This window comes from Streptomyces sp. NPDC006476, assembly GCF_040612015.1.
GTDB lineage: Bacteria > Actinomycetota > Actinomycetes > Streptomycetales > Streptomycetaceae > Streptomyces > Streptomyces griseorubiginosus_B.
Window position 1 is genome coordinate 115,681 of record NZ_JBEXPK010000015.1, and the last position, 13,636, is coordinate 129,316.

Annotated in this window: 10 protein-coding genes; 6 read left to right on the top strand and 4 right to left on the bottom strand. The window is 70.5% G+C overall.

Translation table 11 applies throughout. The features are described from left to right. Positions 1 to 275: 275 nt before the first annotated feature. From ABZZ74_RS19020 to ABZZ74_RS19035, 4 genes are all read right to left on the bottom strand, one after another. A complete protein-coding gene (locus ABZZ74_RS19020) occupies positions 276 to 1,493 on the bottom strand; it encodes an acyltransferase (protein ID WP_356766274.1) in 1,218 nt (405 codons plus the stop codon). Next, entirely contained in the window at positions 1,490 to 3,700 is a 2,211-nt protein-coding gene (locus ABZZ74_RS19025) for a glycosyltransferase (RefSeq protein ID WP_356766276.1), read from the bottom strand. Before ABZZ74_RS19025 ends, ABZZ74_RS19020 begins: the two co-directional genes overlap by 4 nt. Beyond that, entirely contained in the window at positions 3,700 to 4,395 is a 696-nt protein-coding gene (locus ABZZ74_RS19030; RefSeq protein ID WP_356766278.1) for a hypothetical protein, read from the bottom strand. Before ABZZ74_RS19030 ends, ABZZ74_RS19025 begins: the two co-directional genes overlap by 1 nt. Positions 4,396 to 4,827: 432 nt before the next feature. Beyond that, entirely contained in the window at positions 4,828 to 5,799 is a 972-nt protein-coding gene (locus ABZZ74_RS19035; RefSeq protein WP_356766280.1) for a LysR family transcriptional regulator, read from the bottom strand. Between the two features lie 84 nt (positions 5,800 to 5,883). Between ABZZ74_RS19035 and ABZZ74_RS19040 the strand changes: the two genes are divergently transcribed. The 6 genes from ABZZ74_RS19040 (at position 5,884) to ABZZ74_RS19065 (ending at position 13,615) form a co-directional block, all read left to right on the top strand. Next, complete coding sequence (locus tag ABZZ74_RS19040; protein WP_356766282.1) at positions 5,884 to 7,173, top strand: MFS transporter; 1,290 nt, start codon at positions 5,884 to 5,886, stop codon at positions 7,171 to 7,173. Between the two features lie 101 nt (positions 7,174 to 7,274). After that, complete coding sequence (locus ABZZ74_RS19045; protein ID WP_356766284.1) at positions 7,275 to 8,570, top strand: extracellular solute-binding protein; 1,296 nt, start codon at positions 7,275 to 7,277, stop codon at positions 8,568 to 8,570. Continuing rightward, positions 8,567 to 9,526: a sugar ABC transporter permease gene (locus tag ABZZ74_RS19050; protein WP_356766286.1), complete on the top strand. Its 960-nt coding sequence runs from the start codon at positions 8,567 to 8,569 to the stop codon at positions 9,524 to 9,526. Before ABZZ74_RS19045 ends, ABZZ74_RS19050 begins: the two co-directional genes overlap by 4 nt. Then, the gene (locus ABZZ74_RS19055) at positions 9,523 to 10,347 is read left to right on the top strand and encodes a carbohydrate ABC transporter permease (RefSeq protein ID WP_208781418.1); all 825 of its coding nucleotides are present in this window, start codon (positions 9,523 to 9,525) and stop codon (positions 10,345 to 10,347) included. Before ABZZ74_RS19050 ends, ABZZ74_RS19055 begins: the two co-directional genes overlap by 4 nt. 11 nt (positions 10,348 to 10,358) lie before the next feature. Further along, positions 10,359 to 12,608: an alpha-xylosidase gene (gene yicI, locus ABZZ74_RS19060; protein WP_356766289.1), complete on the top strand. Its 2,250-nt coding sequence runs from the start codon at positions 10,359 to 10,361 to the stop codon at positions 12,606 to 12,608. Beyond that, on the top strand, positions 12,608 to 13,615 hold the full coding sequence (locus ABZZ74_RS19065; protein WP_356766291.1) for a LacI family DNA-binding transcriptional regulator: 1,008 nt from the start codon (positions 12,608 to 12,610) through the stop codon (positions 13,613 to 13,615). The genes yicI and ABZZ74_RS19065 overlap by 1 nt, the downstream gene beginning before the upstream one ends. Positions 13,616 to 13,636: the final 21 nt, after the last annotated feature.

Sequence of the window (13,636 nt, forward strand, 5' to 3'; positions counted from 1 at the left end):
GAGGTCGTCGCCGTCCTGCTCCACCCGCCAGAAGTGGGGCACGCCCGCGGAGGATGCCCTCAGGGTTGTACCAGGTCTGGTCGGGACCGGTGTTGGCCTCCAGCCAAATCGGGTCTGCGGGCTCCTGAAGACGAGGCTGCCGTCGATCAACTCCGTGTGCGGCGGAAGGCCCGGAATCCGGTCGAGGTCGTCCGCGGACACGGTGCTCATCGATGCTCCATACGACGGAGTCTCGTCTGCGACGCCGGCGTACCCAGTGGGAATGGCGTCTCACCTCAACGAGTGATCCGTCGGGCTCCCCCGCGTCGCCTTCCGTCGGGCCACAGGCGTGGGCTGCGTCTGGCGGCCAGGTCCTCGATCCAGCCGAACGCCAGGATCGCCAGGCCGATCAGGGGCCAGATCAGGACGAACGTCCAGAAGCCGTACGTCGAGTCCAGGGCCGACGACGCCGTGTCGCTGTCCATGAAGGGGAGGTCGTAGGCGCGGTCGATGATCGGGAACGTCGCCATGATCAGGAGGTTGTGCCAGAGGTAGATGGTGACGGCCCTGTTGTTGGAGAGGGTCACCAGCCTGTCCCAGCGGGCGAGGCGGCCCGGCAGCTCCTGCCAGGACGGGGAGTACTGGAGCAGGATGACGACGAACCCGAGGGACCAGGTCGCCTGGGCCAGCGGGATGTCGTTCAGGTCCCACGCGTCCTCGCCCGGATGGCCCGACGCCCACCACAGCCCGAACGCCATCACCAGCGCCGAGCCGGAGACCGCGAGGTAACGGGGGACGCGTCGCAGCAGCCCCTCGTGGTGGGCGAAGCCCAGGATCCAACAGGCGCCGTACGTCCCGAAGTCGGTGATCGCGTTGCCCGTCTCGCCGGGGATCGTGACGACACCCGTGCCGACGACCGCCGTCAGCGCGAGCGGGGCGAGCAGCGTCGGCCAGGGCGCGCGGCGGAAGGCCCACAGCAGCAGCGGGGACGCGATCACGAACCACAGATAGGCGCGGAGGTACCACAGCGGTCCCGCCGCCTGGTCCGCCCAGGTGGAGTCGAACAGGCCCCCGTCGGTGCCGAGGTGCCAGGGGTAGGGCGGGGCGCCGACCGGGACGACGTAGGTGAGGAGGTCCGCCACCCCCCAGGCACCCCCGGTGTCCGGGTCCTTCAGCGGGTTCCAGCCGTCCGCGGACATCATGGCCACGACCACGGCGCTGAACGCCCACAGGGGAGGCAGCAGTCGGCGGATCCGGCCGCGGACCACGCTCAGCGCCGGGCGGCCGAGCGACCGTGCCATCAGCGAGCCGGCGAGCGCGAACATCACGCCCATGGAGGGGAAGAGGACCGACAGCCAGGCCCAGCCGAAGAGGTGGTAGACGACCACCCGGACCAGGGCGATGGAACGCAGGAGGTCCAGGTACCGGTCACGGCTCGGCTTCCCCGGCGCGGAAGCGGACGCGGGCGCCGGTTCCGGCCGGTGCGGGACGTCGGTCGTGTGTCCGTGCGTCATGCCACGGGCCTCCGATCACTGCTGCTCGTACTGCTCGTACGGCTGCGCTGGCGCGGCACCGACCCGCCCGGCGCCTCCACGACCCCCGTGCGGCGCAGCTTCTGCCAGCGCAGACGGCCGCCGGTGAGGGCCGTGATCCAGGACTGGAGCAGCACGACGTACATCAGCTGGCGGTAGAGGATCTGCTGCAGGGGGAGCGAGATCAGATGGGTCATGCGTTCCTTGTCGAGGCGGAAGGCGTAGGCCGCGCATATCGCCTGGATCGCCAGCACCCCGAGCCAGGCCACGATCGTCTTCTCGGTCGGGCCGAACACGACGCCGTACAGGAGGAAGACGTCGATCAGGGGAGCGAGCAGCGGGGCCACCACCATGAACAGCGACACCAGCGGAAGCCCCACCCGGCCGAAGCGGCCCGAGGGACCCCGCTCCATGAGGGCGCGCCGGTGCTTCCAGATCGCCTGCATGGTGCCGTACGACCAGCGGTAGCGCTGGGACCACAGCTGCTGGACCGTCTCGGGCGCCTCGGTCCAGGCGCGCGCCTTCTCGGCGTACACCACCCGCCAGCCGCCGCGGTGCATGGCCATCGTGATGTCGGTGTCCTCGGCGAGCGTGTCGTCGCTCATCCCGCCGACCCGCTCCAGCGCAGAGCGGCGGAAGGCCCCCACGGCCCCCGGAATGGTCGGCATGCAGCGCAGGATGTCGTACATACGGCGGTCGAGGTTGAAGCCCATCACGTACTCGATGTGCTGCCAGGCGCCGATCAGCGAATCCCGGTTGCCGACCTTCGCGTTGCCGGCGACGGCGCCCACGCGCGGGTCGCCGAAGGGCTGCACCAGTTCGCGGACGGTGGACGGTTCGAAGACGGTGTCGCCGTCCATCATCACGACGATGTCGTGGCGGGCGTTGGCGAGGCCCCGGTTGAGGGCGGCGGGCTTGCCCGCGTTCAGCTGCCGCACGACCCGGACATTCGGCAGGCCCATCGCCTCGACGATCCTGGCGGTGCCGTCGCCGGAGCCGTCGTCGACGACGATCACCTCGATGGGGTGCTCGCTCGCCATCAGCGAACGGACCGTGTTCTCGATGCACTTGGCCTCGTTGTACGCGGGCACGAGCACCGACACCGGTTCGGTGACCGGCGGCCCCCAGCCGAAGTCCCGCCGCCGGACCCGGCGGGCGTGCGCGCCGGACAGCAGCAGCATCAGCGCGAACCGGCCGATGACGAGGGCGCCGATCACCGCGAGGCCGGCCACCATCACGCCGGTGATGTCGTCGGCGGCCCGGACGAGGAAGATCCACGCCCGGCCCTTCCACAACTCGGCGCCGGTGACCGGGTGGAGTGCGCTCGGCGCGTCGAGCGCCTCGGTGAGGTTGTCGAACCGGTAGCCCCTCGCCTGCATCTCGGGCAGGAACCGGTCCAGGGCCCGCACCGTCTGGTGGCGGTCGCCGCCGGAGTCGTGCATCAGGACGATGGCGCCCTTGCCGCCGCGCGGGGTGGCGTTGCGGATGATCGTGGAGACGCCGGGCCTTCGCCAGTCCTCGCTGTCGGTGTTGTTGACGACCGTGAGATAGCCCTTGGTGCCGATGTACCGCGTGACCGGCCAGGACCTGTCGTCCATGGCGTCGGCGAAGGAGGAGTACGGCGGGCGGAAGATCGAGCTGCGGATGCCGGCGGCGCCCGCGAGCGCCAGCTGGTTCTGCGACAGCTCCCAGTCGATGCGCTTCTTCGACTGGTAGGAGAGGTCGGGGTGGTTGAAGGTGTGCAGGCCGACTTCGTGGCCCTCCGCCACCATCCTTCGGACCAGGCCGGGGTGGCGGGAGGTCATGGTGCCGGTGACGAAGAAGACCGCGTGCGCGTGGTGCTTCTTCAGCACGTCCAGGACCTTCGGGGTCCAGGTCGGGTCGGGGCCGTCGTCGAAGGTGAGGACGAGGCGGTGGTCGGGCACGCTCAGGCTGGTGGTGCGGCCGCTGCGGGTGTCGATGACCGGGCCACCGTCGAGGATCCTCTCCGGGACCTTGCCGGTGGCGGCCTCGGGCCGGACGCGGTGGTCGGCGAGTATCTCGCTGTGGACGTAGCCGCGCAGCATCAGCATCGCCACGAACGCGACGAGGACGAGCAGCGGCAGCAGCAGACGCAGGGGCAGGCGGCGGCGCCGTAGGCCGTCGGGGGTGGCGGAGGCGGCCTGCCGGCGGGTGGTGCGGGAAGCCATCAGAGGGTGTTCTCCGGGGACGTTCGTGCGAGCGGGGCGGCCGGTCCGGCCGGTCCCCCGGCGACGGGGTGGCGTGCGCTCGGTCCGTCGGCCACCGTGCCGGGGCCGGCCGGGGGCGTGGACGGTGAGCTCGTGCCGACGCTGGGGCTCGGGTCGGGCGAGCCGGACGGGGGCGGGCTGGTGGAGGCCGACGCGCTGGGGTTGCCGAGGCCGGTTCCCGGTTTGGTGGGCGACGTGGTGGGCTTCGGCGTGGGGTCGGCGGACGCGGCCGGCGTCGACGGGTCGGCGGAGGCTCCGGAGGCGGTGGGGCGCGCACCGGGTGACGGGGTGGTGCCGTCGCTCGCGGCCGGTGTGGTGCCCGGTGTGACACCGGCGGTGCCCGCGGGCCGGGCGGGGTCCGAGGGCGCGGGCGAGGTGTCGATCTGCCCGGCCGGCTTGTCGTCCTGCTGGCCGGGCACCGGGAGCCAGGGCGCGTCGGAGCTGCCGGAGAGCAGGGTGACGACGATGACGACGGCGTAGACCGCGCAGGCGATGCCGATGGCGATGCCCAGTCGGCGGAAGGTGCGGCTGCGGCGGCCCGACTCGTCCACGAACACCGGTCCGTCGGAGGGGTCGGCGGAAGCGGCCTGCCCGGGCTCGGTCTTCCCCGGGCTCAGGTCCTGCCGCAGACCGGCGCCGTCCAGCTGGACGGTCACCTCGTGCGGGTCATGGGTGTGCTCCGGGTCGGCCGACGCCGCCCAGGGGTCGCGGGAAGCCGCGGGGCCTCGGGAAGTCGCGGGGCCTCTGCGGAAGGCGTCGAAGCCGTCCGGCGAGTTTCCGCCATGACCTGCACCGAGCACTTCGTTTCGTCCGGTGGCCGGAAACGACTGGGTTCTGTTCGCTTCGGCGACTTTTCCGGTCGCTGAGAGAGCATCGCCCCCTGATGGGGGTTCGGGCCACTCCGGTTGGGCGTCTTCTCGCCACTTTTTCACGCGCACGCACATCCCCCACGAGACCGTTCCGGGCGCGCACACGACACCGAGCACTCGCCGCAGAACCCGGCCCCCACCGGGATCTTGCGCCCCCCTCACCACTAGGTGCTCGGGCCACGAATGTAGCGCAGAAGGAGCATCCGTGTGCGCCGTGTGTCAGTAGTGGGTGCGCGCCGGGTCCAGATCCATGGCCGGAATCCATCCGTCGACCGGCCGCCGCAGCCATCCCTCGGCGGCCGACAGCTCCAGCGCGGCCCGCCGAAGCGCGTCGAATCCCGGGTGCACCAGGCCCTTCCGCCACACAAGTGACACGGGCGACAAAGGCACCGGGTCGATCAAGGGCCGCAGCACGGTGCTCGGCATGGCCGGAAAGTCCACCACGGCGAGGATCGGGTTGCGCATCTTGGCCATGATCCGCTCGAACTCCTCGTCGCCGACGGCCAGCGGCGCCGGCGGCGCGACGGCTATGCCCCGTGCGTCGAACAGCCGGCGCGCGAGGTCCGTCCACTCGGGGGTGCGGGGGTTTCCGGCGCCCGCGTACACGGTCTCGCCCGCCAGCGCGGCCAGCGGCACCGCCTCCAGCGACGCCAGCCGGTGGTCCTCGGGCAGGACGACCGCCATCGGCTCGTACCGCACGAGCAGGTGCTCAAGACCGCCCCGCAGGACCGGGTCCAGGCCCGCGAACCGGCCGAAGGACGCGTCCAGCCGCCCGGCGAGCAACTCCTGCGCCGCGCCGGTCAGACCGCTCTCGTAACGGGCCATCAGCTCGTGCTCGGGGGCGAGTTCACGCGCCCGGTGCAGCACCCGGCGGCCGGTGACCAGGCCGGGCGAGTTGAGGTCGACCAGCAGCGGACGGGCCTGTCCGAAGGCGCCGAGCAGGTCGTCCTGCGCCTCGAGCACCCGGCGCGCGTACGGCAGCAGCCGCTCGCCGTCGGGCGTGAGCGTCACCTGCCGGGTGCTGCGCACGAACAGCTCGCTCCCGAGCTCCCGCTCCAGCCGCCGCACATCCCGGCTGAGCGCCTGCTGGGCGAGGTAGAGCCGGGCAGCGGCCCGGGTGAAGTGCAGCTCCTCGGCGACGGCGACGAAGGCGCTCAGGAGACGGGGGTCGAGGTGGCGGGGTGCGGGCATCCGGCGAATTTACAACGGGAGTGCGTGGATCAAGGAGCAGCAGGTGTTGGACCCGGCGACCGCTCCGGGGCGACGGTGCTGCACATGCCCGAACCGACCAGGACAGCGCCGCTGTTCACCGTCACCGCCGACACCCTCGTCGTCGTCGACTTCGGCCCCCGTGAGCGGCAGCGCCCGCCCGGCCCCTACCGCCGTCTCTTCACCGTGCCCGGCGCCCGCGCGTTCACCTTCGGGAACCTGCTGGCCCGCCTCCCGATGGGCATGTTCAGCCTGAGTGCGGTGATGATGATCGCCGGGGCGCGCGGCTCGTACGCCCTCGCCGGCGCCGTCACCGCGACCGGGCTCGCGGCGACCGGGCTGGTCGCCCCCTGGATCGCCCGGCTCGTCGACCGGCACGGGCAGGCCCGGATCGCCGTACCGGCCACGGCGGTCGCGGTCCTCGGCTCGCTCGCGCTGCTGCTGTGCGTGCACTACGACGCCCCTGCCTGGACCCTCTTCGCCTCCTACGCCGCCACCGCGACGACCCCGAACACCGGCGGCATGTCCCGCGCCCGCTGGGCCCACCTGCTGGGGGAGGACGAGCGGGCCCTGCACACCGCGAACTCCTTCGAACAGGCCGCGGACGAGCTGTGCTTCATGCTGGGCCCGGTGCTGGCGGCCTTCCTGTGCGGAACGTTCTTCCCGGAGGCGGGCACGCTCGTCGGCGCGGTGCTGCTGCTCACCGGCGTCCTGCTGTTCGCCGCGCAGCGTTCGACCGAGCCGCCCGTGCGGCGCCGCACCCCGGGCGGGTCACCCGTGCGGGCCCCCGGGATGCCCCCGCTGCTGGCCGTCTGTCTCGCGACGGGCGCGGTGTTCGGCTCGACGGAGGTCGTCACGATCGCGTTCGCGGACGCGCAGGGGCACCGGTCGGCGGCGGGCGTGGCCCTCGGGCTGCAGGCGGCCGGATCGTGTGCGGCGGGGCTGGTCTTCGGTGCGTTCGGGCCGACCGGGTCCGCCGGCCGGCGTCTGACGTGGTGCGTCGCCGCGATGACGGCCCTGCTCACCCTGCCGCTGCTCGCAGCCTCCCTCACCGGCTCGCTCCCGCTCCTCGCGCTCGCCCTCCTGATCGCCGGCATGGCGACCGCCCCGACGATGGTCACCACCATGACGCTGGTCCAGCGGCGCACCCCCCAGGGCCGGCTCAACGAGGGCATGACCCTCGCGGTGACCGGACTGCTCGGCGGGATCGCCTGCGGTTCGGCGACCGGCGGCTGGCTGGTGGACCATCTGTCGGCGACGGCCGCCTACGGAGCACCGGTGACGGCGGCCGCACTGGCGCTGTTGATCTCCCTCACCGCACGCACTCCGAACAGCGATTCACGTCAGATGCGTTGACGCGCCCACAACCCGCACCTACCGTCCTCCGTCGAAGCGCTTCGACGCCTGGCATCGAAACGATTCGACGACTACCCATCCGACTCCTGCGGAGGCACGGGATGTTGACGGCACGAAGGCGTGTGACGGCGGTCGCGGCCGCGCTCCTCAGCGGGGCGCTGCTGCTGACCGCCTGCGGCGGCTCGGACAGCGGCTCCTCCGACGCCAAGACGCTCAAGCTCTGGCACTACGAGGGTCCCGACAGCGCGATGGGCGTGGCCTGGAGCGAGGCGATCAAGGAGTTCGAGGCCAAACACCCGGGCGTGAAGGTGAAGTTCGAGGAGAAGGGCTTCGAACAGATCCAGAAGACCGCGCCCATGATCCTCAACTCCTCGGACGCGCCCGACCTCATGGAGTACAACAAGGGCAACGCGACCGCGGGTCAGCTGTCGAAACAGGGCCTGCTGACGGATCTGTCGGCGGAGGTCACCCGGCGCGGCTGGGACAAACTGCTCAGCCCGGGCGTGGCCACGACCAGCAAGTACGACAGCAACGGCGTCATGGGCTCCGGCAAGTGGTACGGCGTGCCCAACTACGCCGAGTACACGATGGTCTACTACAACAAGGACCTGTTCAAGAAGTACGCGATCGCCGAGCCGAAGACGTTCGACGAGCTCACGGCCGCCATGGACGCCTTCGTGAAGAAGGGCGTCACCCCGCTCGCCAATTCCGGTGCCGAGTACATGGCCCAGCAGTACCTCTACCAGCTCGCCCTCTCCAAGGCCGACCGCTCGTGGGTCGACAAGTACGAGCTGTACAAGGGCAAGACCGACTTCCACGACGCGGCCTGGACCTACGGCGCGACCACCTTCGCCGACTGGGTGAAGAAGGGCTACATCAGCAAGAAGTCGACCAGCACCAAGGCCGAGGACGCGGGCGTCTCCTGGATCCAGGGCAAGGCGCCGATCCTGTTCTCCGGCAGCTGGTGGTACGGCCGCTTCCAGTCGGAGGCCAAGTTCGACTGGGACACCACCCTCTGGCCGGACTCGAACCTGACCCTGGGCTCGGGCGGGAACCTCTGGGTGGTCCCGAAGAACGCCAAGAACAAGGACCTGGCCTACGACTTCATCGACATCACCATGTCGAAGAAGATCCAGAACCTGCTCGGCAACAAGGGCGGCATCCCGGTCGCCGCCGACACCAGTGCCATCACCGACCCCAAGTCCCAGCAGCTCATCGCCAACTTCAACACGGTGAGCAAGCGTGACGGCCTCGCCTTCTACCCGGACTGGCCGGTCAACGGCTTCTACGACACCCTCGTCTCCGAGACCCAGAAACTGATCACCGGCAACGAGAAGCCGGACGCCTACCTCTCCAACCTCCAGCAGGCGTACGACAAGGGCGTGCCGCAGCAATGACGGTCACCGTCGAACGGGGTGCGCGGGCCGTCGGCACCGATCCGCACGCCGGCCCGCGCCGCCCCCGTACCCGCGACTCGTACGCCCTGTTCCTGTTGCCCGGCGTCCTCGCCTTCACGGCGATCATCATCGTCCCGTTCCTGATGAACACGGGCGTGAGCTTCACCGAGTGGCAGGGCGTCGGCAGCCCCAAGTGGACCGGTCTCGCCAACTATCGCGAACTGCTGGACGATTCCGAGTTCTGGGCGTCCTTCCGGCACAGCCTGTTCATGGTCGTCGCCATGGCCGCCGTACCGACCGTGCTCGGGCTGGTCCTGGCGGCCGCCCTGTTCGACTACATCGGCAAGCACTTCGGGTCGAGGTGGGCCGCGGTGCTGCGGGCCTGCTTCTACCTCCCGCAGGTGCTGCCGATCGCGGTCGCCGGCATCGTGTGGAGCTGGATCCTGGCGCCGGACAACGGCTCGCTCAACGAGTTGTTGAAAGCGGTGGGGCTGGGCTCCTGGCAGCAGGACTGGCTGGGCGACCCGGACATCGCGCTCTACAGCGTGATGGGCGTGATGGTGTGGGTGCAGATCGGATTCCCGCTGGTCGTCTTCATGGCCGGACTCCAACGCGTGGACCCGCAGTTGTACGAGGCGGCCGAGCTGGACGGGGCCGGCTGGTGGCGGCGGTTCTGGCACATCACGCTGCCGCAGATCCGGCCCGAGATCTATGTCGTCCTGACCTGGTGCACGATCGCCGCGCTCAAGGTGTTCGGCGCGGTGTACGTGCTGACCAAGGGCGGACCGGGCGGGGCCACGGACGTGCCGTCCTACTTCTCCTTCACCACGTTCTTCGAGAAGACGCAGGTCGGCTACGGTGCCGCGATCTCCACGGTGCTCACCGTGATCATCCTGGCCCTCTCCCTGATCCTGTTGAGACTCCAGACCCGCAGCGAGGAGGGAGAGAGCGCATGACCACCGCCCTGCGCCGCTACCCGGTGCTGATCGCCCTGTGCATCGCGGCCCTCTTCATGGTCGTCCCGTTCCTGATCGTCGCCGTCAACGCGGTCAAGTCACCCGCCGAGTACTCCGAGCACGGCCCGCTGAGCCTCCCCCAGGGGCTCTACCTGGACGGACTCAAGGATTTCTGGCAGCGCGTCGACTACGGACAGAAGCTGTTCAACTCGGTCCTGATCAGCGGCTCGGTGGCCGTCCTCGCCGCGATCCTGTCCGTGCTCAACGCGTACGCGATCGGCATCGGCCGGATCAAGGGCCGCACCTGGGTGCTCGCCTTCTTCGTGCTCGCCAACATGCTGCCGCAGGAGGCGCTGGTCTACCCGCTCTACTACCTGAGCAAGCAGGTGGGCCTGTACGACACCAGGCTGAGCGTGATCATCGTCTTCACGGTGATCCAGGCAGCCTTCGGCACGTACCTCCTCTCCTCCGTCCTGGGCCAGTTCCCGCGCGAGATCATCGAGGCGGCCCGGATCGACGGCGCCAACAAGTGGCAGGTGCTGTGGCGGATCGTCGTCCCGGTCAGCCGGCCGACGATCGGCGTGCTGCTGGTCTTCTTCTTCATCTGGACCTGGAACGAGTTCCTGCTCCCCCTGGTCATGCTGATCTCCAACGACAACCAGACGGTGTCGGTGGCGCTCGGCGTCCTCCAGGGCCAGCGCCTGATGGACGCCACGATGACCAACGCGGCCGCCCTGCTCGGCGTCCTCCCGGCGATCGTGTTCTTCCTCGTCTTCCAGCGGACCCTCACCCGCGGCATCGCCGTTGGTGCTGTCAAGTAAGGACCCCCCACGTGAAGTTCACCGATGGTTACTGGCTGCTGCGCGAGGGCGTCACCGCGGCTCACCCCGTCGAGGTTCTCGACGTCACCGCCACGGACGACTCGCTGGAGATCCACGCGCCGACGCAGCCCATCCGCCACCGCGGCGACCTGCTGAAGGGACCGGTCGTGACGATCAGCGCGCACACGCCGATGCCGGACGTCATCGGCGTCACCTTCACCCACTTCGAGGGCGAGCAGCCGCGCGGGCCCGAGTTCGAGCTGCAGGGCGCGGAGTTCAGCCCGCAGGTCTCCTACGACGAGGAGCACGCCACGCTGACCTCCGGCGCGCTGTCGGTCCGGGTGGCCCGCACCGGCACCTGGCACGTCGACTTCCTCGCCCAGGGCCGCACGCTGACCTCCAGCGGCCCCAAGGGCATCGGCATCATGCGGGACGCGACGGGCGCGCACTATCTTCGCGAGCAGCTCAACCTGGGTGTGGGCACCAGCGTGTACGGCCTCGGTGAGCGGTTCGGCCCGCTGGTGAAGAACGGCCAGATCGTCGACATCTGGAACGCGGACGGCGGCACGGCGACCGAACAGGCCTACAAGAACGTCCCGTTCTATCTGACGGACGCGGGCTACGGCGTCTTCGTCGACCATCCGGGGAAGGTCAGCTTCGAGGTCGGCTCGGAGGCGGTGTCCCGGGTCCAGTTCAGCGCCGAGACGCAGGAGCTGACGTACTACGTCATCTACGGGCCGAGCCCGAAGGAGATCCTGCGCAAGTACACCGCCCTCACCGGGCGTCCGGCGCTCCCGCCCGCCTGGTCGTTCGGTCTGTGGCTGTCGACGTCCTTCACGACGTCGTACGACGAGGAGACGGTCACCTCGTTCATCGAGGGCATGCGGGAGCGTGAACTGCCGCTGTCGGTCTTCCACTTCGACTGTTTCTGGATGCGCGAGTTCAACTGGTGCGACTTCCAGTGGGACCCGCGGGTCTTCCCCGACCCGGAGGGCATGCTGACCCGGCTCAAGGACCGGGGCCTGCACATCTGCGTGTGGATCAACCCCTACATCGCCCAGCCCTCCCCGCTGTTCGCGGAGGGCAAGGCGCTCGGGCATCTGCTGAAGCGGCCGGACGGGAGCGTCTGGCAGTGGGACATGTGGCAGCCGGGCATGGCGCTGGTCGACTTCACCAGTCCGGCCGCCCGCGACTGGTACGCGGCGAAGCTGGAGGCGCTGCTCGCGCAGGGCGTCGACTGCTTCAAGACCGACTTCGGCGAGCGGGTGCCCCTCGACGTGGCCTGGTCCGATGGCTCGGACCCGGAGCGGATGCACAACTACTACACGTACCTGTACAACCGCACCGTCTTCGACGTGCTGCGCAAGCACCGCGGCGAGGGCGAGGCCGTGGTCTTCGGACGCTCGGCGACCGCCGGCAGCCAGAAGTTCCCGGTGCACTGGGGCGGCGACTGCGAGGCGACGTACGAGTCGATGGCGGAGTCGCTGCGCGGCGGGCTGTCGCTGGGGCTGTCCGGCTTCGGGTACTGGAGCCATGACATCGGCGGCTTCGAGGGCACCCCGACGCCCGAACTCTTCAAGCGCTGGCTGGCGTTCGGCCTGCTGTCCTCGCACAGCCGGCTGCACGGCAGCTCCTCCTACCGGGTCCCGTGGCTCTTCGACGAGGAGTCCGTGGACGTGCTGCGGGAGTTCACCCGGCTGAAGCTGAGCCTGATGCCGTACCTCTACGAGGCCGCGCGCACCGCGCACGCCGAGGGGGTGCCGGTGATGCGGGCGATGGTGCTGGAGTTCCCGGACGATCCCGGGTGCGCGCACCTGGAGCGGCAGTACATGCTCGGGCCGGACCTGCTGGTGGCGCCGGTGTTCAGCGACGAGGGAGACGTGAGCTACTACGTGCCCGAGGGCACCTGGACCCACTTCCTGAGCGGCCGGACGGTGACCGGGCCGCGCTGGGTGCGGGAGCGGCACGGGTTCCTGAGCGTGCCGCTGCTGGTGAGGCCGGGGGCGGTGATCCCGGTGGGGGCGGTGACCGACCGGCCCGACTACGACCACGCCGACGGGGTCACCCTGCGGGCGTTCGGCCTCGAGCGGGGCGCGCAGGTGACGGTGGCGGTCGGCGAGGTCACCTTCACCGTCGTCCGCGAAGGGGACACCCTGCGGGCCTCGTGCGGTGATCCGGTGGCGCCGTGGAGCCTGGCCGCCGGGGAGCGGACGGCGGCGGCCAAGGCGGGGACCGGGTTCCTCTCCCTGGAGCTGGGCTGATGGTGAAGATCACCGATGTGGCGCGGCACGCCGGGGTCTCCCCCAGCACCGTCTCCTACGCGCTCAGCGGCAAGCGGCCCATCTCCGAGGAGACCCGGCAGCGGGTCGAGGCGGCCATCCGCGAGCTGGGCTACCGCCCGCACGCGGGCGCCCGCGCCCTGGCCAGCAGTCGCTCCAACGTCCTGGCGCTCGTCGTGCCCTTACGGGCCGGCATCCACGTCCCGGTCGTCATGCAGTTCGCGGTGTCCGTGGTGACCACCGCCCGCCGGTACGACCACGACGTGCTGCTGCTGACCCAGGAGGAGGGCGAGGACGGGCTGCGCAGGGTCGCGGACTCGGCGATGGTGGACGCGCTGATCGTGATGGACGTCCAACTGCACGATCCCCGGCTGCCGTTGCTGCGCTCACTGGAGCGGCCGTCGGTGATGATCGGGTTCCCGGCCGACGCGGACGGGCTGACCTGCATCGACCTCGACTTCAAGGCGGCCGGAGAGGCGTGCGTGGAGCATCTGGCGCGGCTGGGCCATCGGGTGGTGGCGCTGGTGGGGTCGCCGCCGGAGGTGTACGTCCGGCAGACCGCGTTCGCCCAGCGGGTCGTCCAGGGCTTCACCGCGGCCGCCGACCGCGGCGGGCTGTCCTCCTCCGTCCACCCCTGCGAGGCCACGCCCGCCGGGGCCCGGCTGGTCGCCGAGCAACTGCTGCGGGAGCAGCCCGCGTTGACGGGGGTCGTCGTCCACAACGAGCCGATCCTGGAGCCGCTGATCGACGCCTTCGAGCAGCTCGGGCTCCGCGTCCCCGGCGACCTCTCGGTCACCGCGATCTGCCCCGACGAACTCGCCGAGTCGGTCCGCGTCCCCGTCACCTCCGTCGCCCTGCCCTCCGCCGAGGTGGGCGAGCGGGCGGTGCAGCTGCTGATGAAGAAGCTGGGCGGGAGTGCCGTACCCGAGGCGACGCTGCTGCCGCCCCGGATGACGGAGCGGGCGAGCACGGCACCGCGCGACGCCTGATCCCGGTCCGGTCAACGCCCT

What these genes read in the sequence shown, in the direction of transcription:
- ABZZ74_RS19045 (WP_356766284.1), top strand. Translation starts at nt 7,275, where the DNA reads ATGTTGACGGCACGAAGGCGTGTGACGGCGGTCGCGGCCGCGCTCCTC.
- ABZZ74_RS19035 (WP_356766280.1), bottom strand. Translation starts at nt 5,799, where the DNA reads ATGCCCGCACCCCGCCACCTCGACCCCCGTCTCCTGAGCGCCTTCGTC.
- ABZZ74_RS19020 (WP_356766274.1), bottom strand. Translation starts at nt 1,493, where the DNA reads ATGACGCACGGACACACGACCGACGTCCCGCACCGGCCGGAACCGGCG.
- ABZZ74_RS19065 (WP_356766291.1), top strand. Translation starts at nt 12,608, where the DNA reads ATGGTGAAGATCACCGATGTGGCGCGGCACGCCGGGGTCTCCCCCAGC.
- ABZZ74_RS19025 (WP_356766276.1), bottom strand. Translation starts at nt 3,700, where the DNA reads ATGGCTTCCCGCACCACCCGCCGGCAGGCCGCCTCCGCCACCCCCGAC.
- ABZZ74_RS19040 (WP_356766282.1), top strand. Translation starts at nt 5,884, where the DNA reads ATGCCCGAACCGACCAGGACAGCGCCGCTGTTCACCGTCACCGCCGAC.
- ABZZ74_RS19050 (WP_356766286.1), top strand. Translation starts at nt 8,567, where the DNA reads ATGACGGTCACCGTCGAACGGGGTGCGCGGGCCGTCGGCACCGATCCG.
- ABZZ74_RS19055 (WP_208781418.1), top strand. Translation starts at nt 9,523, where the DNA reads ATGACCACCGCCCTGCGCCGCTACCCGGTGCTGATCGCCCTGTGCATC.